General features: G+C 61.0%; 20 protein-coding genes and 1 tRNA gene. All 21 read right to left on the minus strand.

The features are described 5' to 3' along the window. Positions 1 to 1,062, minus strand: a complete 1,062-nt coding sequence (gene murG / locus ACKTSJ_RS01055) for an undecaprenyldiphospho-muramoylpentapeptide beta-N-acetylglucosaminyltransferase (RefSeq protein ID WP_407896521.1) — start codon at positions 1,060 to 1,062, stop codon at positions 1 to 3. Positions 1,063 to 1,177: 115 nt separating this feature from the next. Continuing rightward, positions 1,178 to 2,341: a putative lipid II flippase FtsW gene (ftsW, locus tag ACKTSJ_RS01060; RefSeq protein WP_407896523.1), complete on the minus strand. Its 1,164-nt coding sequence runs from the start codon at positions 2,339 to 2,341 to the stop codon at positions 1,178 to 1,180. Then, positions 2,338 to 3,720 carry a UDP-N-acetylmuramoyl-L-alanine--D-glutamate ligase gene (murD, locus tag ACKTSJ_RS01065; protein WP_407896525.1) on the minus strand — a complete coding sequence of 461 codons (1,383 nt, stop codon included), beginning with the start codon at positions 3,718 to 3,720 and terminating at the stop codon, positions 2,338 to 2,340. The genes ftsW and murD overlap by 4 nt, the downstream gene beginning before the upstream one ends. A 118-nt stretch (positions 3,721 to 3,838) precedes the next feature. Beyond that, entirely contained in the window at positions 3,839 to 4,942 is a 1,104-nt protein-coding gene (gene mraY, locus ACKTSJ_RS01070; RefSeq protein ID WP_407896527.1) for a phospho-N-acetylmuramoyl-pentapeptide-transferase, read from the minus strand. Beyond that, on the minus strand, positions 4,927 to 6,303 hold the full coding sequence (murF, locus tag ACKTSJ_RS01075; RefSeq protein ID WP_407896529.1) for a UDP-N-acetylmuramoyl-tripeptide--D-alanyl-D-alanine ligase: 1,377 nt from the start codon (positions 6,301 to 6,303) through the stop codon (positions 4,927 to 4,929). Before murF ends, mraY begins: the two co-directional genes overlap by 16 nt. Next, positions 6,300 to 7,799, minus strand: coding sequence for a UDP-N-acetylmuramoyl-L-alanyl-D-glutamate--2,6-diaminopimelate ligase (locus ACKTSJ_RS01080; protein WP_407896531.1), 1,500 nt, complete (start codon positions 7,797 to 7,799; stop codon positions 6,300 to 6,302). Before ACKTSJ_RS01080 ends, murF begins: the two co-directional genes overlap by 4 nt. After that, positions 7,796 to 9,526, minus strand: a complete 1,731-nt coding sequence (locus tag ACKTSJ_RS01085; RefSeq protein WP_407896533.1) for a peptidoglycan D,D-transpeptidase FtsI family protein — start codon at positions 9,524 to 9,526, stop codon at positions 7,796 to 7,798. Before ACKTSJ_RS01085 ends, ACKTSJ_RS01080 begins: the two co-directional genes overlap by 4 nt. Further along, positions 9,523 to 9,834 (minus strand): cell division protein FtsL, encoded by a 312-nt coding sequence (ftsL, locus tag ACKTSJ_RS01090; RefSeq protein WP_407896535.1) that lies wholly within the window; start codon positions 9,832 to 9,834, stop codon positions 9,523 to 9,525. Before ftsL ends, ACKTSJ_RS01085 begins: the two co-directional genes overlap by 4 nt. After that, on the minus strand, positions 9,827 to 10,768 hold the full coding sequence (rsmH, locus tag ACKTSJ_RS01095) for a 16S rRNA (cytosine(1402)-N(4))-methyltransferase RsmH (RefSeq protein WP_407896537.1): 942 nt from the start codon (positions 10,766 to 10,768) through the stop codon (positions 9,827 to 9,829). The genes ftsL and rsmH overlap by 8 nt, the downstream gene beginning before the upstream one ends. Then, positions 10,765 to 11,211 carry a division/cell wall cluster transcriptional repressor MraZ gene (mraZ, locus tag ACKTSJ_RS01100; protein ID WP_407896539.1) on the minus strand — a complete coding sequence of 149 codons (447 nt, stop codon included), beginning with the start codon at positions 11,209 to 11,211 and terminating at the stop codon, positions 10,765 to 10,767. The genes rsmH and mraZ overlap by 4 nt, the downstream gene beginning before the upstream one ends. Before the next feature lie 334 nt (positions 11,212 to 11,545). Further along, a tRNA-Ile gene (locus ACKTSJ_RS01105) sits at positions 11,546 to 11,622 on the minus strand. A 7-nt stretch (positions 11,623 to 11,629) separates the two neighbouring features. After that, positions 11,630 to 13,645, minus strand: coding sequence for an RNA polymerase sigma factor RpoD (gene rpoD / locus ACKTSJ_RS01110; RefSeq protein WP_407896541.1), 2,016 nt, complete (start codon positions 13,643 to 13,645; stop codon positions 11,630 to 11,632). Positions 13,646 to 13,776: 131 nt separating this feature from the next. Beyond that, complete coding sequence (gene dnaG / locus ACKTSJ_RS01115; RefSeq protein ID WP_407896543.1) at positions 13,777 to 15,510, minus strand: DNA primase; 1,734 nt, start codon at positions 15,508 to 15,510, stop codon at positions 13,777 to 13,779. Between the two features lie 58 nt (positions 15,511 to 15,568). Beyond that, positions 15,569 to 16,015, minus strand: a complete 447-nt coding sequence (locus ACKTSJ_RS01120) for a GatB/YqeY domain-containing protein (protein WP_407896545.1) — start codon at positions 16,013 to 16,015, stop codon at positions 15,569 to 15,571. Between the two features lie 56 nt (positions 16,016 to 16,071). Next, positions 16,072 to 16,284, minus strand: coding sequence for a 30S ribosomal protein S21 (rpsU, locus tag ACKTSJ_RS01125; protein WP_013030570.1), 213 nt, complete (start codon positions 16,282 to 16,284; stop codon positions 16,072 to 16,074). Positions 16,285 to 16,429: 145 nt separating this feature from the next. Beyond that, positions 16,430 to 16,924, minus strand: a complete 495-nt coding sequence (locus ACKTSJ_RS01130) for a TlpA family protein disulfide reductase (RefSeq protein WP_407896547.1) — start codon at positions 16,922 to 16,924, stop codon at positions 16,430 to 16,432. After that, positions 16,921 to 18,213, minus strand: a complete 1,293-nt coding sequence (locus tag ACKTSJ_RS01135) for a peptidylprolyl isomerase (RefSeq protein ID WP_407896549.1) — start codon at positions 18,211 to 18,213, stop codon at positions 16,921 to 16,923. Before ACKTSJ_RS01135 ends, ACKTSJ_RS01130 begins: the two co-directional genes overlap by 4 nt. 130 nt (positions 18,214 to 18,343) lie before the next feature. Continuing rightward, positions 18,344 to 20,719: a hypothetical protein gene (locus tag ACKTSJ_RS01140; protein ID WP_407896551.1), complete on the minus strand. Its 2,376-nt coding sequence runs from the start codon at positions 20,717 to 20,719 to the stop codon at positions 18,344 to 18,346. Positions 20,720 to 20,879: 160 nt separating this feature from the next. Next, the gene (locus ACKTSJ_RS01145; protein ID WP_407896553.1) at positions 20,880 to 21,452 is read right to left on the minus strand and encodes a NapC/NirT family cytochrome c; all 573 of its coding nucleotides are present in this window, start codon (positions 21,450 to 21,452) and stop codon (positions 20,880 to 20,882) included. A gap of 20 nt (positions 21,453 to 21,472) precedes the next feature. Continuing rightward, the gene (locus ACKTSJ_RS01150; protein ID WP_407896555.1) at positions 21,473 to 22,036 is read right to left on the minus strand and encodes a c-type cytochrome; all 564 of its coding nucleotides are present in this window, start codon (positions 22,034 to 22,036) and stop codon (positions 21,473 to 21,475) included. 271 nt (positions 22,037 to 22,307) lie between these two features. Beyond that, positions 22,308 to 23,504, minus strand: a complete 1,197-nt coding sequence (gene tyrS, locus ACKTSJ_RS01155; RefSeq protein WP_407896557.1) for a tyrosine--tRNA ligase — start codon at positions 23,502 to 23,504, stop codon at positions 22,308 to 22,310. Positions 23,505 to 23,532: the final 28 nt, after the last annotated feature.

Below are 23,532 nucleotides of genomic sequence, written 5' to 3' on the forward strand. Positions count from 1 at the left end.
TTATCCCGCTAAAGCAACGCAGACTTGCGCCACATGTCGTGTCGCATCCGGTTTGGCCAGGCTGCGTGCGGCTTGCGCCATCGCCAGCAGTTTTTCGCGATCCAGTTCGCGCAGCAGTTGCGCCAGTTTTTCCGCATTCAATTCTTGTTGCGGCAACAGGATCGCCGCACCGTGCCCGGAGAGGAAGCGCGCGTTGTGTGTCTGATGGTCGTCCACCGCGAACGGGAACGGCACCAGCACACTGGCCACGCCCGCCGCCGCCAGCTCCGCGATGGTCAGCGCCCCCGCACGGCATATCACCACATCGGCCTGCGCATACTGTTGCGCCATGTCGTCGAGGAAGGGGCGCACATCGGCCTGCACACCGGCTTGCGCGTACAACTGCTGCACCGTCTCGAAATGTTTCTTGCCGGTCTGGTGGATCACGTTCGGTCTCGCCGCCTCATCCAGCAACACCAGCGCCTTGGGCAACGCTTCGTTCAATGCCTGGGCGCCGAGGCTGCCCCCCACTACCAGCACGTTCAACTTGCCGCTGCGTGGTGCATAGCGCGCTTGCGGCGCGGGCAATGCGGCAATATCGGCGCGCACCGGATTGCCACACCACTCGGTGCCTTTCAGCACCCCGGGGAAACCGCTCAACACGCGCGTGGCGATTTTTGCCAGCACCTTGTTGCTCATGCCGGCGATGGAATTCTGTTCATGCACCACCAGCGGACGGCGCAAAAAAGCCGCCATCAATCCACCCGGCATCGTGATGTAACCGCCCATGCCCAGCACCACGTCGGGACGGTGGCGCAGGATTGCCGCCGCGCTCTGCCCCAGCGCGCGCAGCAAAGTGAACGGCAGGGTCAGCCAGCGCAGCAGACCTTTGCCCCTGACGCCGCTGAAATTCACCCAGGCCACCGGGTAGCCATGTTTGGGCACCAGCTCGGCTTCCATGCTGTTGGGCGCGCCCAGCCAGACCACGTTCCAACCTTGCGCCCGCAGGGCGTCAGCCACGGCCAGTCCCGGATAGATATGTCCGCCGGTGCCGCCTGCCATGATCAGGATGGTGCGTCTCATTGCCCCTCCACCCAATTCATTGAGCCACGGATGAACACGGATGAAACACGGATAAAACCCTGCACGCTGTTTTTCATCCGTGTGCATCCGTGTTCATCCGTGGCTAATATGTTTTTCATATCGGCAACCCCCTCGCCACTCGCCGATTCTCGTAGTCGATACGCAGCAACACCGCAACCGCCACCAGATTCATCACCAGGCCGCTGCCGCCGAAACTCAGGAAGGGCAACGTCAGTCCCTTGGTCGGCAGCACGCCCATGTTGACGCCGATGTTGATCATCGCCTGCGTCCCCAGCCAGACCGCGATCCCCTGCGCGACCAGCGCGGCATACAGGCGGTCCGACATCGCCGCATGGCGACCGATGGAAAAGGCGCGCACGATGAGCCAGGCAAACAACGCCAGCACCGCGCTCACCCCGACCAGTCCCAGTTCCTCGGCGATCACCGCGAGCAGAAAATCGGTGTGCGCTTCCGGCAGATAGAACAGTTTTTCCACGCTGCCGCCCAGGCCCACGCCGAACCATTCGCCGCGCCCAAAGGCGATCAGGGCATGACTCAACTGATACCCTTTGCCGTAGGGATCGGCCCACGGGTCGAGAAAACCCAGCACCCGTTGCATGCGGTATTCGGACGACAGCACCAGCACCGCAAAAGCCAGCGGCAGCAACACCAGCAGACCCAGGAAAATTTTCAGGTTGAAACCGCCCAGCCACAAGGTGCCCATGGCGATGATGCAGATCACCACCAGTGCCCCCATGTCAGGCTCCAGCAGCAGCAACGTACCCACCAGTGCCATCACGATGAACATCGGCAGAAAGGATTTCAGGAAGCGGTCGCGCAAGGCGCCCTTGCGCACGGCGTAGTCGGCCGCGTAGATCACGGCAAAGAACTTCATCAGCTCGGAGGGTTGCAGATTGATGAGCAATAACGGCAACCAGCGGCGGCTGCCGTTGACCGAGCGCCCGATGCCGGGAACCAGCACCAGCAGCAGCAGGATCACCCCGCCCATGAATAGCCAGGGGGCGTATTTCTGCCAGACCTGCATCGGCACCTGGAACGCAGCCAGCGCGCAGACAAGTCCGACCGCGATGAAGCTGCCATGCCGCAGCAGATAGTAGGTCGCCTGATGGCCGGTGTATTTGCTCGCTTCCGCCGTCGCGATCGAAGCGGAATACACCATCACCAGCCCGATGGCGAGCAGCGCGGTCACCAGCCACAACAGCACGCGGTCATACTCGGCTGCAACCGCGCGCGGAGGATGCAGGGCGGCGCTGATCATGCCGTCACCTCCGCCAGTTTATGCACGGCCTGCACGAATGCTTCGGCGCGATGCACATAATTGCGGAACATGTCGAAGCTCGCACAGGCGGGAGAAAGCAGAACCGCATCACCCGGCTGCGCCAATCCGCTTGCCAGGCGCACGGCATGCTCCATGTCCTGCGCCTGCGCGACCGGCTTGCCGCAACCGGACAGCGCGCGCCCGATCAGCGGCGCATCCCGCCCGATCAGCACCACCGCGCGCGCATGGCGCGCCACCGCATTCCGCAGCGGCGAAAAATCCTGCCCCTTGCCGTCACCGCCCAGGATAACGACAGCGGGCTTGCCCAATCCGTTCAGCGCCGCTTCGGTCGCACCGACATTGGTACCTTTGGAGTCGTCGTAATACGTGACGCCGCCGACCTCGGCGACTTTTTCCACCCGGTGCGGCAAACCCCTGAATGCGCGCAGCGCCTGCACCAGCGGCGCCAGGGGCAGCTCAAGGGCTCGGCACAGTGCCAGCGCGGCCAGCGCGTTCGCCACGTTATGCAGGCCGCTCACCTGCAACTCGTCGGCGCGCATGATCTTCTGCGGCCCCTGCATCAGCCAGATCAACGCGCCTTCGCGGCTGATGCCCCAATCATGCGCATTGCGCGGCAGGCTCAAGCCGAAGCTCGCCTGTTTCCGACCCTCCAGCGCCATCGCCATGCTGCGCGCATCGTCGCGATTCAACACCTGCACACCTTGCCCCCGGAAGATGCGCGCCTTGGCGGCCGCATAGGCATCCATGCTGCCGGCATAGCGGTCAAGATGGTCCTCGCTCACGTTGAGCACGGTCGCCGCATCCGCGTTCAGCGTGTGCGTCGTTTCAAGCTGAAAACTCGACAGTTCCAGCACCCACACCTGCGGCTGTTGCGTGCGTGCGCGCAACGCATCCAGCACCGCCGGCGAAATGTTTCCCGCCACCTGCGTGTCCAGTCCCGCCGCGGCGCACATCGCGCCGACCATGCTGGTCACCGTGGTCTTGCCGTTGGCGCCGGTGATGGCAATGACCCGTGTGTTGCGCCGGTAGTGGCGGGTGTTCAGCAGTTGTGCCAGCAGCTCGACATCGCCCTCGACCGGGATGCCGCGCGCCATGGCCTTCTGTATCAGTGGTTCGGCCACCGGCACACCGGGGCTGATGGCGATGAGGTCGATGCCCTGCAGCAGTGCATCGTCGAACGGGCCGCAGTGCACGTCAGCTCCGGGCCATTCACGACGCAGCGCATCGATGCCGGGCGCTGCCGCACGGCTGTCCGCAACGCGCACGCGCATCCCTTGCGCACCCAGCCAGCGCGCGAGCGACAACCCGGTCTCGCCCAGACCGAGGATCAGCACCGATTGTCCGCGCAGTGTGTTCATTATTTTGAAAACCATTCCGCCACGGATTGCCACGGATGAAACACAAATGAGCACCCAATCGTTTTGGGGTTCATCCGTGTTTCATCCGTGTGCATCCGTGGCTGATTTCGCATTTTGTTTATCTCAGCTTCAGCGTTGACAGGCCAATCAGGACCAGCAACATTGTTATGATCCAGAAACGCACCACCACCTGCGTTTCCTTCCAGCCCTTCTGTTCGAAGTGATGGTGCAGCGGCGCCATCAGCAGGATGCGCTGCCCGGTGCCGTATTTTTTCTTGGTGTATTTGAACCAGGACACTTGCAGCATCACCGACACCGCCTCCACCACGAACACTCCGCCCATGATGAACAGCACCAGTTCCTGGCGGATGATGACGGCGACCGTTCCAAGCGCCGCACCCAGCGCCAGCGCGCCGACGTCCCCCATGAACACTTCCGCCGGATAGGCGTTGAACCACAGAAACGCCAGCCCCGCGCCGGAAATGGCGGCGCAGAACACCGCCAGTTCGCCCGCGCCCGGAATTGCAGGCTCGCCCAGATACTTGGCGAATTCGGCATGGCCCGCGACATAGGCAAAGATCGCCAGCGCCGCGGCCACCATCACGGTCGGCATGATGGCCAGGCCGTCGAGGCCGTCAGTCAGATTCACCGCATTGCTGCTGCCGACGATGACCAGATAGACCAGCACGATGAACGCGAGCATGCCGAGCGGCACCACCAAGTGCTTGAAGAACGGCACGATGAGCTCGGTATGCGCCGGCAAAGTGGCGTGTTGCCACAGATAAAGGCCGACCGCCAAGGCGATCAGCGATTGCCACAACATCTTGCTCTTCGCCGACAGTCCGTCCGGATTGCGATGCACCACCTTGCGGTAATCGTCCACCCAGCCGATGACGCCCACCCCCAGGGTCGTCAGCAGCACCACCCAGACATAGGCATTGTGCAGGTCGCCCCACAACAGGGTGGTGAGAGCGACCGACATCAGGATCAGCGCGCCACCCATGGTGGGTGTGCCTGCCTTGACCAGATGGGTCTGCGGGCCGTCGCTGCGCACCGACTGGCCGATCTTCATCGCCGCCAGTTTGCGGATTGTCCACGGCCCCAGCATGAACGAGATCACCAGCGCGGTCATCGCCGCCAGCACCGCGCGCAGCGTGATGTAGTTGAACACACTGAACGCGCGAACGTCCTGCGAAAGCCATTGGGCTAATGCGAGCAGCATGTTTCCTCCCGTTGTGCCGCACAAGCCTGCACGACACGTTCCATTTTCATGAAGCGCGACCCCTTCACCAGCACCGTGGTTTGCGCGTCCAGTTCTTGCTTGAGTACGGCCAGTAGTGCTTCAACCTCCGCGAAGTGCGTTGCGCCGCTGCCGAATTCCGTCGCAGCCTGCCCACTGAGTTCGCCCAGTGCATACAGGTTTTCGATGCCCAGTTCGCGCGCGGCGATACCGATCTCGCGATGGAACTGCGCGGCGGCATCGCCCAGTTCGCCCATGTCGCCCAGCACCAGGATTCTCGTTCCGGGCGCCTGCGCCAGCACTTCCAGGGCGGCGCGCATGGAGGCGGGATTAGCGTTGTAGGTGTCGTCGATCAGCGTCGCGCCGTGCAGCGCCGGCTTGCGCTGCAAACGCCCGGCTACGCCGCCGAACGTTTCCAGTGCGCGTGCGATGATCTCCAGCGGCACAGGCAAGGCCAATGCTGCCGTGGCTGCCGCCAGCGCGTTGCGCGCATTGTGTTCGCCCGGCACCTGCAACACGACACGCAGCTCGCCCGCCGGGGTATGGGCGCGCAACAGCCCGCCATAACCTTGCACCTGCCATGCACCCTTGACGGCAGCCGCGTGTTCCAGCGCGAAGTCGAACACGCGATGCTGGTCTGCCAGCATGCGCCACCGTGCGGCATGCGCATCGTCGGCATTGATGACTGCCGTGCCGCCCTGCCGTAACCCGGCGAAAATCTCGCCCTTGGCGCGCGCCACGCCTTCCACCGTGCCCAAGCCTTGCAGATGCGCGCCGCTGGCGTTGTTGATCAGCGCCACGTCGGGTTGCGCGATGCGCGTGAGGTAGTCGATCTCGCCGGGATGGTTCATGCCCATCTCGATCACCGCGTAGCGATGCGTCGCGCGCAGCTTGAGCAGGGTGAGCGGCAGGCCGATGTCATTGTTCAAATTGCCGCGCGTCGCCAGCACGGCTTCCTCGCCCGCGTGCGCAGCAAGGATCGCGGCCAGCATCTCCTTCACCGTGGTCTTGCCGTTGCTGCCGGTGATGGCAAGCAGCGGGATGTCGAACTGCTTGCGCCAGTGCGCAGCCAGCTTGCCCAGCGCGAGGCGCGTGTCCGGCACGAACAGCACGGGACAATTTACGTCTTCCAGCACGCTGCCTTCTTTGACAATGGCCGCGACCGCACCGGCTTGCGCGGCCTGCGCCACAAACTGCGCCCCGTCGAAATGCGTTCCCTTGAGCGCGATGAACAGGTCGCCCGCCGCGATGCTGCGCGTATCGGTGCTGACACCGCCAATGCGCACATCCGCCCCCTGCCGGTCGCCACGCAATACTTTTTCGATTTGCGAAAGCAGCATCATGTCGGCCAGCGCTCCTTGGGCGTCCACACGCTCAGGGCGCGCTGCGCGATCTCGCTGTCGGAGAAAGGCTGTCGCACCCCCGCGATCTCCTGGTAATCCTCGTGTCCCTTGCCCGCGATCAGCACGGTGTCGCGTGCCTGCGCATTGGCGATGGTTTCACTGATGGCACGCGCACGGTCCTCGATCACCCGATATTCGCCCGCCATGCCGGCGGCGATCTGCTCGATGATGGCCGCGGGCGCTTCGCTGCGCGGATTGTCGCTGGTGAGGATGCGCACATCGGCAAAACGGTCGGCGACCCTCCCCATCATCGGGCGCTTGCCGCGATCACGGTCGCCGCCGCAGCCGAAAACGCAGATCAGCCGACCCCCCGGCGCGCACACTTCGCGCAGGGTGCCCAGCACGTTCTCCAGCGCATCCGGGGTGTGCGCGTAATCGACCACCACCGCCGGCGCATCCCTGCCGCCCATAGCCTGCATGCGCCCCGCCACCGCTTTTTGCGCGCCAAGTTCGCGCACCGCGTCGTCAAGCGCAATGCCGCTTGCCAGCAACACGGCCAACGCCCCCAGCAGGTTGGCCGCATTGAAACGACCCAGCAGATGGCTGGACAACTCTGCCGCGCCCCAGGACGTATCCAGCAGAATTTCCAGGCCCTGCGCATCGGCCCGCCGCAGCTCGCCGTACACCCGGCGCAGGCCGAGCCTTTGCGCCAGTTCCACCGCTTCCTGGCGCAGACCGTAGCCAATCACTTCGGTGCCGCCCGCGTGCAACTGCGCGGCGAGTTCCGCGCCGAATGGATCGTCCAGATTGAGCACGGCATGGCCGAGCCGGTCCCAGTCGAACAGGCGCCGCTTCGCCGCCGCGTAGTGCTGCATGTCGCCGTGATAGTCCAGATGGTCGCGCGTCAGATTGGTGAGCAGCGCCACATCGAAGTGCACCCCGTTGACGCGCCCCTGCGCCAGGGCGTGAGAGGAGACTTCCATCACCGCTGTCCGCGCATCCCGGTGCACGAATTGCGCCAGCAACTCGTGCACGCGCAGTGCGTCCGGCGTGGTGTTGGCGCTGGCCTGCAGCGCATCGGGAAATCCGTTGCCGAGGGTGCCGATCAGCCCGCACTTCACGTTCAGCGCGGTGAAGCATTTCGCCAGCCAGTGGCTGATGGAAGTCTTGCCGTTGGTGCCGGTCACCCCGATCATCCGCAACTGCCGCGAAGGCTGGCCATAAACTTTGTCGGCGATGTAACCGGCCTGCTGGCGCAAATCGTGCAGCGCGAGATGGGGCACGCGCCACGCGGGATCCCATGCGAATTCGTGCGCATCCCAGAGCACCGCATTCGCGCCGCGCGCGATGGCCTGGGCGATGTAGCGCCGGCCGTCGGCCTGCGCGCCGGGATAGGCGACAAAGGTATCGCCCGCCCTGACGTCGCGGCTGTCCGCCACCAGCCGATTGATACTGACGCCGAGACTGGCCAACTCATCGAACCGCAGCGCGTTCATGTCGATTCCTCCAGCACCGGCCCGACGCTGGGCAGCACATTGTCCAGGGACGCATCGTAGGGCACCTCCAGCGCGCGCAGGGACGCGTTCATCACGCTGCCGAATACGGGCGCGGCGATCTGCCCGCCGTAATATTCCTTGCCGCCCGGCTCATCCAGCATCACCGCCACGATCAGCCGCGGATCGCTTGCGGGAGCCATGCCGACAAAGGAAGCGATGTAGCGGTCCACATAAATGCCGTTCAGCAGCTTGTGCGCCGTGCCGGTCTTGCCGGCCACGCGGTATCCGGGAATCTGCGCGAGCGGAGCGGTGCCGCCCGGTTGCACCACCAGCTCCAGCATGTCCCTCACCGCGCGCGCGGTTTGCGCCGAATAGACCGGGCTGCCGCCGACCGGAGTTTCCTGCTTAAGCATGCTGACCGGCTTCAACTCGCCGTCATTGGCGAAAATGGTGTACGCACGCGCCAACTGCAACAGATTGACCGAAATCCCGTTGCCGTAAGACATGGTCGCCTGCTCGATCGGACGCCAGGTCTGATATTTGCGCAGCTTGCCCGCCGCTTCGCCGGGAAAACCGCAACCAGATTCCGCGCCGAAACCCGAACGGCTCAGGTGATTCCAGAAGATTTGCGGGGACAGCGACAGGGCCAGCCTGGCGGCACCGACGTTGCTCGATTTTTGCAGCACTTCCGCCACGGTCAGGGAAGCTGCGGGGTGCGTGTCGTGGATCGTGCGATTGCCGATGGTTAGATGGCCATTGCCGGTATCGACCCGCGTCCCCGGCTTGAACTTGCCCTCTTCCAGCACCGCCGCGACCGCAAACGGCTTCATGGTCGAACCGGGCTCGAACAGATCGGTCACGGCGCGGTTGCGCATCGCCGCCAGCGCCGGCCGGCTGCGGTTATTCGGGTTGTAGGCCGGCCAGTTGGCCAGCGCCAGCACCTCCCCGCTGCGCGCATCAAGCACCACGATCGCCCCGGCTTTTGCCTCGCGCTCGACCACCGCCTGCCTGATCTCGCGGAAGGCGATGAACTGCAGTTTGCTGTCGATGCTCAAGGCGACATCCCGCCCTTCTTTCGGGGCGCGCAAACTGGCGACATCTTCCACGATGTGCCCGCGCCGGTCCTTGATCACGCGCTGGCTGCCCGGCTTGCCGCGCAACACATCATGCATCGCCAGCTCCAGCCCTTCGCGCCCGTTGTCGTCCACATCGGTAAAACCGAGCAACTGCGCGGCCACTTCGCCCCCGGGATAGTAGCGGCGATATTCGTGCTGCAGCGACACCCCGGGAATGCCGAGCGCGGCCACCCGCCGCGCCTGATCGGGCGGCAGTTGCCGCTTCAGATAGACGAACTCGCGCGACGTGTCGAACAGGCGCTCTTTCAGGCTGCCCACACTCATCTCGAGCAGGCGCGCCAACTGGCGCAGTTGCGCCGAATCGGCCACCACATCGGGCGGGCTGGCCCACACCGAGTCCACCGGCGTGCTGATCGCCAGCGGTTCGCCGTTGCGGTCGGTGATCATGCCGCGGTGCGCCGGCACTTCCACCACGCGCGAATAGCGCGCATCCCCCTTCTGTTGCAAAAAGTCGGTGTGCACTCCCTGCAGATAGATGGCGCGCGCAAACAGGCCGGCCATCCCCAGCAGCAGGAAAACGAACAACGTGCGGGCACGCCATGCCGGCAGGGCGATTTGGGCAGAAGTCTGGGGCAGGCGCGCGTAATTCACGGCCGCGCCTCTGCGGAAATATGCGGGCCCGCCATTCCGGATTCGTTGCCGTCATACACATAGCGCATCTGTTCCTTGGCGGGCGCGTGCATCTGCAATTGCTGGCGCGCAATTTTCTCCACGCGTGCCGGCGCGACCAGCGTGCTCTGCTCCAATTGCAATTTCCCCCACTCCACATCCATCTGTTGCGCCCGCTCCTTTTCGTCCTGCCACGCCACAAACAGCTTGCGCGCCTTGTGTTGCGAGGTCACAACACCGAGCGCGCAAGCGATCGTCAACAACAGAAGGAGCGCATCCAGCCTAGCCACTGGCGCCTCCCATTTTCTCCGCCACGCGCAACACGGCGCTGCGCGCGCGCGGATTGCGCGCAAGCTCCGCCGCCGACGCGCGCAGCGCTTTGCCGACCAGGCGCAACTGCCCCTGCGGCACATCAATCGCGCGGATCGGCAGACTCTTTGGCAACTTGTCCCCCTCCGCCAGGTCACGCATGAAGCGTTTCACGATGCGGTCTTCCAACGAATGAAAACTGATGACAGCCATGCGGCCACCCGGCTTCAGATAGCCCACGCATTGCGGCAACACGCTCTCGAGTTCTTCGAGCTCGCGATTGAGATAAATCCGTATAGCCTGAAAGGTGCGCGTGGCCGGATTTTTCCCCGGCTCGCGCGTACGCACGCAGCGCGCGACGACCTCGACCAGTTGCTGCGTGGTGAGGAGTTCACGTTCCTGGCGCGCAGCAACAATCGCCCTTGCAATCTGCCCAGCAAACCGTTCTTCGCCGTAATCACGTATCACCTCCGCCAGTTCGCCTTCATCCGCCACAGCCAGCCATTCCGCCGCCGTCTGCCCCCTGCTCGTGTCCATGCGCATGTCCAGCGGCGCATCGAAACGAAAGCTGAAACCGCGCTGCTCGTCATCCAGTTGCGGCGATGACACCCCCAGATCCAGCAGCACCCCATCGATGCCATCGACGCCAAGCTCGTTCAGCACTGCACCCAGATGCTCGAAGCCGCTATGCACCATGCGAAACCGCGCATCCTGCAACGCTGCTCCCGCCGCCACCGCCTGCGGGTCTTTATCCAGCGCGATCAAGCGGCCGCGCGCGCCCAGCTTCTCCAGAATCAACCGGCTATGTCCGCCGCGTCCGAACGTGCCATCCACATAGACACCCCCCGGCTTCACCTGCAACCCCTCGACCGCCTCTTCCAGCAAAACGGTGGCGTGCCCCAGCACGTCCTTCACAGCGTGAAGCCATTCAATTCTGGCGGCAGGTCATCCATCGAGAAACTCGTCATCTTTTCGTACTGCGCCTGCCAGCGCGCCTCGTCCCACAATTCGAATTTATTGCCCTGACCGACCAGCATCACGCGCTTGTCCAGCTTGGCGTAATCGCGCAGGGTTGCCGAAATCAGCACACGGCCGGCCGCATCCATCACCACATCTTCCGCATGGCCGACCAGGAAACGCTGCAGGGAACGGATCTTTGGATTGAAGGCGGAAAGCTGCATCAGTTTTTCGCGGATGGGCTGCCACTCGGGTTGCGGATAGAGCAGCAGACAGCCGTCCGCATCCGCAGTCAGCACCAACTGACCAGCACAATGCGCCAGCAGCATGTCGCGATACCGCGTCGGTATCGTCAGCCTGCCCTTGCCATCCAGATTGAATTGCGCCGCCCCTTGGAACATGGAATCCCTTTGCCTCCCATTTATTCCCACTTTTTACCACTCTCCCCCACTATATTGAAAATATTTTGGGCAGTCAAGGCAAATAAAGGGATTTTTCTTTTCAGGACAAGGAGTTAGCGCAGAAAGTTAACAGAAATAAAATATGCTTAAAAAGCAATGAATTGCACAAATAAGCTCACGTTGTTTGTTATGGAAAGTCTATATCTTCTGATGTCGGGAAATGGGTGATCCCGAGGAACAGCACCCTATCCGCCTGTTGGCGCGCGCCAACATACATGAACACAAAACTGCTTGATGTGAAAAAGGCTTACATCGCTGCAAGCCTTGTTCTATATGGTGGGCCCTGTTGGACTTGAACCAACGACCAAAGGATTATGAGTCCTCTGCTCTAACCAACTGAGCTAAGGGCCCGTAAAACTCAACTCTCGCCGTCGAGGAAACTCTTGAGCTTTTCCGAACGGGAAGGATGGCGCAGTTTGCGCAATGCCTTGGCTTCGATCTGGCGAATCCGTTCGCGGGTGACGTCGAACTGTTTGCCCACCTCTTCCAGGGTGTGATCGGTGTTCATTTCGATGCCGAAGCGCATGCGCAGCACTTTGGCCTCGCGCGGGGTCAGGCTGTCCAGAATGTCCTTGGTTACGTTGCGCAGACTGTCGAATACGGCCGCATCGATCGGGGCAAGGGAATTGCCGTCTTCGATGAAATCTCCCAAGTGCGAATCGTCGTCATCGCCCACCGGGGTTTCCATCGAGATTGGTTCTTTCGCGATCTTGAGGATCTTACGGATCTTGTCTTCCGGCATTTCCATCTTGATGGCCAGCGTCGCGGCATCCGGTTCCTCGCCGGTTTCCTGCATGATCTGGCGCGAGATGCGGTTCATCTTGTTGATGGTTTCGATCATGTGTACCGGGATGCGGATGGTGCGGGCCTGGTCCGCGATGGAGCGGGTGATGGCCTGGCGGATCCACCAGGTGGCGTAGGTCGAAAATTTGTAGCCGCGGCGATACTCGAATTTATCCACGGCCTTCATCAGGCCGATGTTGCCTTCCTGGATCAGGTCGAGGAACTGCAGCCCGCGGTTGGTGTATTTCTTGGCGATGGAGATCACCAGGCGCAGGTTGGCCTCGATCATGTCGCGCTTGGCGCGGCGTGCCTTGGCTTCGCCGTTGGTCATCTGGCGATTGATTTCCTTCAGATCGAGAATCGGGATGCCGACGCGCTGCTGCAGGGCAAGCATCTGCTTCTGCTGGTCGATGATCGCCGCCTCGTGCCGCGACAAGGCATCACTGTAGGGTTTTTTTGCGGCGATCTCGCGCTTGACCCAATCCAGATTGATCTCGTTGGTAGGAAAACTCTTGATGAAATGCTGGCGCGGCATGTGCGCCTTGTTCACACACAAATCCTGGATTGCGCGCTCACTGCTGCGCACGTCCTCCACCAGATGGCGCATGGTGTCGCACAGCGCGTCCACCTGTTTGGCGGAGAACCGGAACTGCATCAGCTCATCCGAAATCTGCTGCTGCAATTTATCGTACTGCTTGCTGCGATAACCGTACTTTTCGTACGCCTTGCCCATCTTGGTGAACAGGTCGCCGATCACTGCAAAGCGCATGAGCGCATCCGCTTTCAGCTGGGCCAAATTCGCGGCCGCGGCCGCCGCCACGGCTTCTTCATCCTCTTCTTCGTCCACCTCTGCGTCGCCGGCGTCTTCCTGCGCTTCATCCGCCGACTCGTCTTCGGCATCGCTGCCAATTTGAGCCTCGTCCTCGCCATCGACAAAACCATCGATCAGTTCGTCAACCCGCAACTGGTCCTTGTCGATCTTTTCCGCCAACGCCAGGATTTCGGCGATCGTCGCGGGGCAGGCGGAAATCGCCTGGATCATGTGCTTCAGTCCTTCTTCGATCCGTTTCGCGATCTCGATCTCATCCTGCCGCGTCAGCAGATTAACCACGCCCATCTCGCGCATGTACATGCGCACCGGATCGGTGGTGCGGCCAAATTCGGAATCGACGGTGGAAATCGCGGCTTCCGCTTCGGCGGCGGCATCCTCGTCGGCAACCGGTGCCGCCGCATCCGTCATCACCAGCGTTTCTGCATCGGGTGCCACATCGCACACGGTGATGCCCATGTCATTGATCATGCTGACCACGCCTTCGACTTGCTCGACTTCCAGCATGTCCGGCAAATGGTCGTTGATTTCCGCGTAGGTCAGGTAGCCGCGCTCCTTGCCCAGCAGGATCAGCGTCTTGAGGCGGGTGCGGCGTTCTTCCACGTCCTGCGTGCTATCCACCGCCTTTGCGGCGGCCGCTTCACTCGCTTTGGCAGAAGCTTTTTTCTGGGCCAGCATTTCCTTGGCGCTCACCGCCGCCTTCTTTGCAGGAGTGGACTTAATCTTTGCAGTTGCGGAGGTTTTCTTTTGCTGAGTCGCCATGCTCGATTCCCGGAAATCAAGTTAATCGTTGGCGGTCGTACCGCCGAAAGGGCGCGGATTATACCCGAATTCCCAAAACATTTCCGCAGCTTAGGCAGCCCCGGGGCACAGCCGTGGCGGTGCTGCCGCGCTCAATTCGACGTTGCCTTGATCTGCCTCAATTGCGCATGCAACGCCTCATGGCGCGCGCGTTCTTCTCCAGACATGCCGCCCAGGCCCTTGCCCTGCAACGCGGACAATTCCGTTTCGATCGCTTCACGCCGCAAATGGTGCAGAATGCCGGCAAACTCGGTCTCCACATCGAAATCCTGGCCGAGATGCAGGATTTCGCCCTGCACGGCCGCGAGGGCATTTTCATGTACCGTACCCTGAAAATGCTGGATCAACGCGGCGCTGCTGGTCTCGTCCGCCGACTCCCGCAGCCAGTCAGCCAGCGCCGCAATCGCCGCCCCATCCGCCCCGTCGCCTTGCCAGGCTGGCGGAATTTGCCGGGCCAGCTCCGGCTTCATGACCAGACAACGCAGCATGGCACGCAGACCGGACGGGCCAGACCGCCTGACTCTCTGCGGCATCTGGCGCTGCGGCACAGCCACCGGCCTGATCGCCCACAGCGCCTCCAGTTCGGCTTGCGTCACGCCCGCCAGAGCCGCAACTTCTTTGCGCAACAGCAGCGCGGTGGTTGGTGCGGTGATGGCAGTCAGCAGGGGCTGCGCGTTCTTGAGCAGCGCGCTGCGTCCCTCCTGGGCGCGCAAATCGACTGCCGCCGCCAGTTCGCGCAGCAGGTAGCCGGAGAGCGGCAGCGAATTATCCACCTCGTGCTCGAAGGCTTCTCGGCCGTACTCGCGGATGTAGGTGTCGGGGTCGTGTTCTTCCGGCAGAAACAGGAAGCCGATGCGTTTGCCGTCCTGCAATTGCGGAAGCGCGTTTTGCAGGGCGCGCCAGGCGGCTTTCTGTCCCGGCTTGTCGCCGTCGAAACAGAACACGATCTGGTCGCACAGGCGCAGCAATTTCTGCACGTGGTACGGGGTCGTGGCAGTCCCCAGGGTGGCGACGGCATACTCGACCCCGTGCTGCGCCAGCGCCACCGCATCCATGTAGCCTTCGACCACGATCACGCACTGCCGGGCGCGAATGGCCTTCTGCGCCTGAAACAGGCCATAGAGTTCGTGGCCTTTCTCAAACAGCGCAGTCTCCGGCGAATTGAGGTATTTGGGTTCGCCTTTGTCGAGCACGCGCCCGCCGAAGCCGATGACCTGGCCGCGTACATTGACGATGGGGAACATGATGCGGTCGCGGAAACGGTCGTAACGCTTGCCGTCGTCGCCGGCAATGACGAGACCGGTCTCGACTAGCGACTTGTCCTGATAGTCCGGCACGGCAGCCTTGAGGTTCTGCCAGTCGTCCGGCGCATAACCGATGCCGAAACGTGCAGCGACCTCGCCGCTCAAGCCGCGCTTCTTCAGGTATTCGATGGCGCGCGGGCTGACCTTGAGCTGCTCGCGGTAGTAGCGGGTGGCCGCCTGCATCAGCGCGTACAGATCCGGCGCCACCTTGTGCTGGACAGCATTCGATTGCTCTTGCGGCACCGTCAGGCCGATGCCGCGCGCCAGCTCTTCCACCGCTTCGACGAAGCCCATGCCGGCATGTTCCATGACAAAGCCAATAGCCGTGCCATGCGCGCCGCAGCCGAAACAGTGATAGAACTGCTTGGATTGGCTGACGGTGAAGGAAGGGGATTTCTCGTTATGGAAAGGACAGCAGGCGACGTAATTGGCACCGGCTTTCTTGAGCGGGACGTAGCGTTCGATCACGTCCACGATATCAAGGCGATTGAGCAGATCCTGAATGAAGCTTTTTGGAATCACGCCAGCCCTCGCTCTTCAACGCAACTACGGGATTCCGGCGGGCGCCGGAATGACGGGATCAATTCGACAGCTTGGCCTTGACCAGCCCGGAGACTTTTCCCAGATCGGCGCGTCCCGCCAATTGCGGCTTGAGGATCGCCATGACCTTGCCCATGTCCTGCACGCCGGCGGCGCCCGTTGCGGCAACAGCCTGCGCAACGGCCGCATCGATCTCGGCCGCGCTCATCTGCTGCGGCATGTAGGACTGCAACACGGTCACCTCGAATTCTTCCACATCCACCAGATCCTGGCGCCCCGCCGCCTTGTACTGGCTGATCGAATCGCGGCGCTGCTTCAGCATTTTTTCGATGATGGCAACAACATCAGCATCGTTAAGCTCGATCCGCTCATCGACTTCGCGCTGCTTCATCGCCGCCAGCAACAGCCGGATTGCCCAGAGACGCGCGGCATCCTTGGCACGCATCGCGGTTTTCATGTCTTCGGTGATTTGTTGTTTCAGGCTCATGGGAAAAGGAAAACGCCGCAACCCACACGAGATTGCGGCGTCTGTTCAATGGCGAATCAATACAGCTTCGGCGGCAGCGTCTGGCTGCGCAGGCGCTTGTAATGGCGCTTCACGGCGGCGGCCAGCTTGCGCTTGCGTTCGGCGGTGGGCTTCTCATAGAACTCTCGGGCGCGCAACTCGGTCAGCAGACCGGTCTTTTCTACGGAACGCTTGAAGCGACGCATCGCGACTTCGAACGGCTCATTCTCTTTAACACGTACGGTTGTCATGAACAAACTACCTTCTACCAAAAAATTGAGGGCGCGATTCTAGCAAAACAAAGGCTTGCTCCACAACCGATATTTTTACCCCGCCAGCAAACGCCCAAAGCTTCGGTTCCGCCCTTCAGCTCCCGCGCGAACACGCGACAACGAATCACTGCAACAGCGGCAACACCTCCGCGTCGAATAAATTCTGGTCAATCACCCCGGCCCGGGTAAAAACGATCTCCCCCGTCCGCGAGATCAGCACCGAATAGGGCACGACTCCGGTGCGGTTGCCAAAACTCGCCAGCAAGGCGGGGGAGCGGGCAAGCAATACCGGGTAGTTGATGCCGAGTGTGCGCCCGACATTGCGCAGTTTCACTTCGTCATCCATGCCCAGCCCGACTACTTGCAATCCGGACGGGCCGTATCGCGTCTGCCAGGCCACCAGATCGCGAATTTCGGTCTGACAGGGCGAACACCAACTGGCCCAGAAATTGAGGAGGACAACTTTGCCCCGCCATTCCGCCAGTTCATGCGGCCGGCCATCCATGCCATGCAGCGTGAAGGGGGGCGGCCGAACCGCTGCCGGCACCGCCAGCTCGCCGGCATCCGCAAATGGCAAGGACAGACTTAAAACCAGTACGCAGATGACGACTTTCCTCATCGGGCAACGGCTGATTGTGTTGCGGCAGGCGGAATCATCACATTCCAGCTTACCGGATAGCGTTTTTCCAGCTCCCCCAAATAGGCGGGAAGTTGCTGGTTGACCATCCTCTGCTGCACACGCTCGCGCACTTCGGCGAACGGTTTTTGCCTGCCGATTCGCCGCTCAAGCACCATGAGGAGATGGTAGCCCGACCGGGTCTCGATCACGCCGCTGAGTTCGTCGTCCTTCAATGTATCGAGAACCTGCTGCAACTCCGGCATGCCCCTCCCTTCCGGCAGCCAGCCCATGTCGCCATTCTGCTGCCGCCCGGCAGGGTCAATGCTGTAGCCGCCCGCCAGCGTGAACAGACTTTCCCCCTTGACGATGCGCGCACGCAGGGCTTCCGCTTCAGCCCTGCTGGCAACAACCAGTTGCCCCACATGGTAGCTCGCAGGAATGCGCCCGATCTCCGGATGATCCTTGTACCAGTTGCGCTTGGCTTGTTCGTTCGGAATCCATTCTTGGGTCTTTTTCGCCAGCGCCAACGCCGGCAACGCCTCATCGCCATAGCGTTTCAGTTGCTCGTCAACCTTTGCCCCGGCACGCTCGGCATACCGGGCAACCAGCAACAGTTCGCTGCGATTTTGCAACTGCTCACTGACCCACTCCGGATTAGGCAGTTTTCCCCATTTGCCCGTGTCCACAATGTCGCCGTAGGTAACACGGACTCCGTCGGCCTGCATCAGCACCGTGCCGGACTTGATGCCGGGACGGATGCGCGATTCGAAAAATTGGAGATGACTGTCGATTTGCATCTGGCGCAGCGCGGCCAGCTTCCGCTCCCGAAACTGCGAGGACAGATAGGCCGCTTTGGCCGCTTCCAGCGCATCTGCATCCCCCTTGTATTGCTGCTTCATCGCTGCCAGCGCCTCATCCGGAACGCTCACACTTTCGCGCAATTTGTCCATGTAACTGCGATACAGCAGCCCCAGCCTGAAGTTCTCCAGTTCGCGCTTGAACGCCGATGTCTTGTCCAGGCCCAGACGCCTGGCCTCCCGGGCCAGCAAGCGCGCCGACACGAGCCGGTGCAACATGTCGCCCCGCAGGCTTGCCTGTTCGTCTTCGCCCAGGGTGTTGAATTGGGTATAAAACGGCGAACTGGCTATGGCACCCTCCAGTTCGCGCGCATAAATGGCTTCATCCCCGACTGTCGCCACGACTTGATCGGCCGCAGAGGTGGGGAAAGATGAAAAAATCAGGGCGACAGCCCAAAACATGCCGGCCAACGACGCTTTTCTGTTCCACATAATTTCATTCCCGTTGGTTGGGGTCAACAAGTCCGCTCAATGCGGCCTTTGATCCGGTTGTATCCTGCACTAGACAACAAATCGGGGGGCATGCCCCCCGATTCGTCCTATTTTCAGATGATGTGCAACTTTATTCTTTAGGTACCGCGCCACCCAGATCCGGCGCACTGCCGTGCATCCAGGTTACCGCCAGATCGAAGTCGTTCAGGATCGGCTTGCCGTTCCAGACATGCTCCTTCTTCTTGGCGATCAGCGGCACACCCGACTTGTTCGTGACGTGGCAGGAAGCGCACTTCAGCGGGCCATGCGAGCCATCCGGGTTGTATTGCGCAGCCTGTTTGTACGAAGTCACATCGGTGGAAGGCGTGACCGGATACAGGCCATGGGTGGATTCATGGCAGGACTGGCAGGACAGGCCGGCGTGGCCCTTCGAATAGCGCATCACGCTGTACTTGCCCGGCTGGTTGATTGGATAGGCCATACCGCCCTGACCTTCGACGTACGGTGCCGCATGGCAGTCCGCACAGTGCGGCGCGCCCGGAGACAACCAGTAGTCGCGCCCATGCGTGGCCGCATCGTATGGGACCGCCGTGGCACCGGTGGCGCCTGCCGGCAGCTTCAGCTGTGCGACATTCACCGCCGGATTGGCCGACAGGATGGAGACATTGATGTCGCCATCCTCATCCTTGCTGACCAGCGGACCATTGCCTTGCAGCGCAATGACGGCGATGTCCGGCACCATGCGCTTGGCGGCCCAGGTTTCCAGGATACCGGATGCTCCCGGCGTATCTTCGCCCTTGGCGTTGGGCACGACCTTGGGATCCATGTACTTGTTCTTCAGGTCATCCATGGACACGCCGATCGTCCTGGCAATTTCCTCCAGCGGCTTGTTGCGCAGCGTGGAACCGGTCTGCTTGAAGGCGTTGGTCAGATTGTCACGCTGGTACAGCTCCCGGCTCAACTGATTGTGGCAGTTGGTACACCACAAACCTTTGCCACCTTCTTGGGTGCCAATCTTCGACACGCTGGTCTGGATCCACTTGCCGATGGAATTCAGATGTTCCGGCGTTCCGGCACCATCCTTGTCCTTGTTGCGATTGGCGTGCACATCGCGCCCGACAAAGCAGCCGCCGGATGCATCGCGGTTGTCGCCATTGGCATAGGCATTTTTGCCATCCAGGGTGATGGGATATTGCTCCATCTTGCCGTCCTGACGGTGCGCCGGGTGACACCCCTGGCAGGATGCAGTGCGGCCCTGCGAATCAGGCAACGGCGCCTTGGTCTGGTGCACGGTATGGATCGCCTGGGTCAGCGGCGAGATGGTCACATCCGCTCCGGTCTTCGGGTCCTTGAATGTCTTTGAACTCAATACGGCGATCACGTTGTCCGCGTGGCACTTCTGGCACAGCACGGGATCGCGCCCCAGCCGATTGTCCAGCGAGCGGCTGTTGGGGTTGTAGTTCTTCACGAACGTGGTGCCGGTCCGGTCATCGTGCATTTCCAGAATGGAAACAGAGGTGGCCTTCAGGTTGGCGATCCAGTCGCTGGCGCCCATCCCCTTCCAGAACGCGCGCTCCTGTTTGTACAGGGTGAACTTGTCGCCATTGGCGGTCTTGTTGCTGTGGCAGTTCGCACAGTTGGGGATGTCGATCGGGTTGGTACCGACGAAACGCACCGGCTGACCGGAATGGGAGTCAATCACCGGCTTGCCCGTTTTTTCATCGACCATGCTCACCCATGCTTCCTGGAACGGCTGGATATCCGCTTCGGTCAAGGTCAATGGGTCCTGCACGGAACGATCGTTGAACGGGGTCAACGGCAATCCGAGCGCGTCCCAGATGCCGGGGTTGGTCAGCATGATTGGCACGTTGTCCAGCACCGGCGATTTGGTGTAGACCACGGTGCCCTTGTCGCCGGTATAGTGCAGGTGCCCCCCCTTCAGCGGACTGGGCGCAGCCGCGCCGGCCGGACCGTTGTCGCGGGGAACCGGGATCTGGATGCCGACGAACAATTTTTCCTTGTCGGCGCTGGTTCCTTTGGGATTGGTGCCCTTCAAATCCTTGTACACATACAGGTGGGTGAAATAAGCGTTGGCGACATTTTCATTGGCGCTATAAGTGCCGTCACCGTTGACGTCGTAAGGCACATCCCAGTATTTCAGCTTGCTCCCTTCGGCGTAGGTGTTATCGACATGGCCGTAGGCCAGGCGGAAGCGTTTCTTCCCATCGAGCAACACGGTGGGATCGTTCGGATCGGCTTCCAGCAACTCGGGGAATTTGTTTGCTCCCCGCGCCGTTTTGATGATCTGGCTTTGCACCGAATTGTAGGGCGGCAACACGCAGCAATAGCTGAAATCGAAGCCCGTGCAGTGCATGCCCAGTTCGTAGTTGATGGTGATGTTGTAATCGTTTTTCGGCTTGGTCGCCGATGTTGGCACAGCAGACGCCGTGCCCATCGCAAAGACGCACAGCAGCGTCCCCGCGAACCAGACTTTTATGTTTTTCACGTGAAACTCCCTGTAGTCATTGAATTAACAATCCCAAGCATGGCAGATACGTGCAATCTGAATATGCCCGGTTCGGTTCTTCGCGCGAGGTCTATTCGCGAGTTGTTGCTACCATCCCATCCCCTATTCCCATGCAGGCAAATCGGGAAATACGAATTCATCAGTGCAAGCGCGGCAGTTTGTGCGCAATACCCTTGTGGCAGTCGATACAGGTCTTGCCTTCTCCTTCTGCCGTTGCATGTTTGTTCTGGGCAAGCCGTACTTGTTCACCGATATCCATCGCGGCAAAGCTGTGGCAGTTGCGGCAACCGATGGAATCCGATTCCTTCATGCGCGCCCATTCCCGCTTGGCCATCTCCAGCCGATGGGCTGCAAATTTTTCCGGCGTATCGATGGTGCCGACGATCTCGCCCCACACATCCTTGGCCGCAATCACCTTGCGATACATCTTGGCGAACCAGTCTTTTTTCGGCACATGGCAGTCCGAACATTCGGCGCGCACACCCGCCACATTGGCATAGTGCGTCGATTCCTTGTATTCCTCAAAATTGGTGTTCATGCTGTGGCATGAAACGCAAAAATCCAGACTGTTGGTGGCTTCCAGCGCCGTAGAGAATCCGCCCACCAGCAAGAGAAACACCAGCACCGAAATCCCGGCACCGCAACCGTAACGAACGCAACGCGAACATCCCAGCCTGGCCAACATCCCTTTCTTGCCGGATTCTGTCTGCACGATGGTTTCCGCCTGAGAATCTAGTGAATACTGCCGTAGTAATGCACCAGCGCATTCATGTCCTCCGGCGAGAGCTGATCAAATTTCAGTTTCATCTTTTTTGGAATCGGCCGTTTGCCGGTTGCAAACTCGTCAAAGGCCTGACGCAAATAAGGCATCCATTGCCCGGCCATCATGCCCGCATCGTCATTGGCTTCGGATGCCCCTTCGGAATGGCATTTTTCACAGTAATATTCGTGGACCTCCCGGCCTTTTGCAGCTAAAACGGCATCCACCTGCTGTTTGGCGCGCACGAATTTCTTTTTGGAAAAATACACGGCGAGCTGGCGAATATCGCTATCGGTCAGGCTGTGGGCAACCTGACACATGTTGGTGGTTTTGCCCTTCTTGGGGCCGCTGCGATATTTGGTATCCGGACAAGCACGCTCGTGGTCGCGGTAGGTCGTGATGTTGTTGACCAGGAATTCGGTCGAGTAACCGCCGATGATGGGAACCTCCGGATCGGTGCTTGCACCCGCCTTGCCGTGGCAGTAGGCACACTCTTTGGCTACAGCATCGGGACTGGCCGACAGCGCTGAACCCATCGGTGCCAATCCAAGCAGTACAAACACGGGAAAAAAAGAAAGGTGGAAACATGCATTGCGCTTGTTCAATTTGAATCTCCCTGAAAAAACCGTGGGCGCGCGCTTCTTTTTTTATTGACTTCACTTCCGGAGACCGGGAAAGCAACGCACTTTGCAGGTAAAACTTTGCAGGTAAAATTAGATATGACTCCCCCGGCAGCGTCCATCCCCTACATGGCGCATGGTTAATAACCCCTTGGGGTTACACCCGAACGGCTGCCGCAGATTGCGCCTAGGCGACGCTGACCCGACCGAATTTGCGCTTGCCCACTTGCGCCACCACCACCGTTCCCGCCTTGATTTTCAGCGCCCTGTCGCTGATTTTCTCGCCGTCGAGCTTGACTGCGCCCTGGTCGATCATGCGCAATGCTTCGGAGGTGCTGGCTACCAGGCCCGCCTGTTTGAGCAACTGGGCGATGCCAATCTGGCCGTCCGCACCGGGAACGGCGATCTCGGGCATGTCATCCGGCAGCACACCCTTCTGGAAGCGCGCCTCGAATTCGGTCAGCGCATCTTCGGCGGCTTGCCGGGTATGGAAGCGCGCCACGATTTCCTGCGCCAGCAGCACCTTGATGTCGCGGGGATTGCGTCCCTGCTCCACCTCTTCACGGAAATGGGCGATTTGCGCCAGGCTGCGAAAGGACAGCAGGTCGAAATACCGCCACATCAGATCGTCTGAAACGGACATGAGTTTGCCGAACATGTCCTGCGGGGTGTCCGTCACGCCGATATAGTTGCCCAGCGACTTGGACATCTTGTTGATGCCGTCCAGGCCTTCCAGCAGCGGCATGGTGAGCACGCACTGCGGCGCTTGCCCGAAGTGGCGCTGCAATTCGCGCCCCATCAGCAAATTGAATTTCTGGTCGGTACCGCCCAATTCGAGGTCTGCCTTGAGGGCGACCGAATCGTAGCCCTGCACCAGAGGATAGACGAACTCGTGGATCGCAATGGGCTGGCTGGCGCGGTAACGCTTGCCGAAATCGTCCCGCTCCAGCATCTGCGCCACGGTATGGGTGGCTGCCAGCCTGATCAGATCGACCGCGCTGAATTTATCCATCCAGGCAGAATTGAACACCACCTCGGTCTTGTCCGGATCAAGCACTTTAAAGACCTGCTCCCGATAGCTTTGCGCGTTAGCAAGCACCTGCTCGCGCGTCAACGGTGGGCGAGTTGTGTTCTTGCCGGTAGGATCCCCGATCATGCCGGTAAAATCGCCGATCAGGAACAGGGCGTGGTGCCCCAAATCCTGCAATTGGCGCATCTTGTTCAGCAATACGGTGTGGCCGAGGTGCAAATCCGGCGCGGTCGGGTCAAAACCAGCCTTAACGCGCAGTGGGCGCCCCAATTCGAGTTTCTTGACGAGCTCGGACTCCAGCAGCAACTCGTCGCTGCCGCGCCTGATTTGATTGAGAATTTCCTGTTGATTCATATTCAAAGACCGCTTGTCAGTTGCGTGG

Origin of the sequence: Ferrigenium sp. UT5 (genome assembly GCF_045866295.1) — a bacterium.
Classification (GTDB): domain Bacteria; phylum Pseudomonadota; class Gammaproteobacteria; order Burkholderiales; family Gallionellaceae; genus Sideroxyarcus.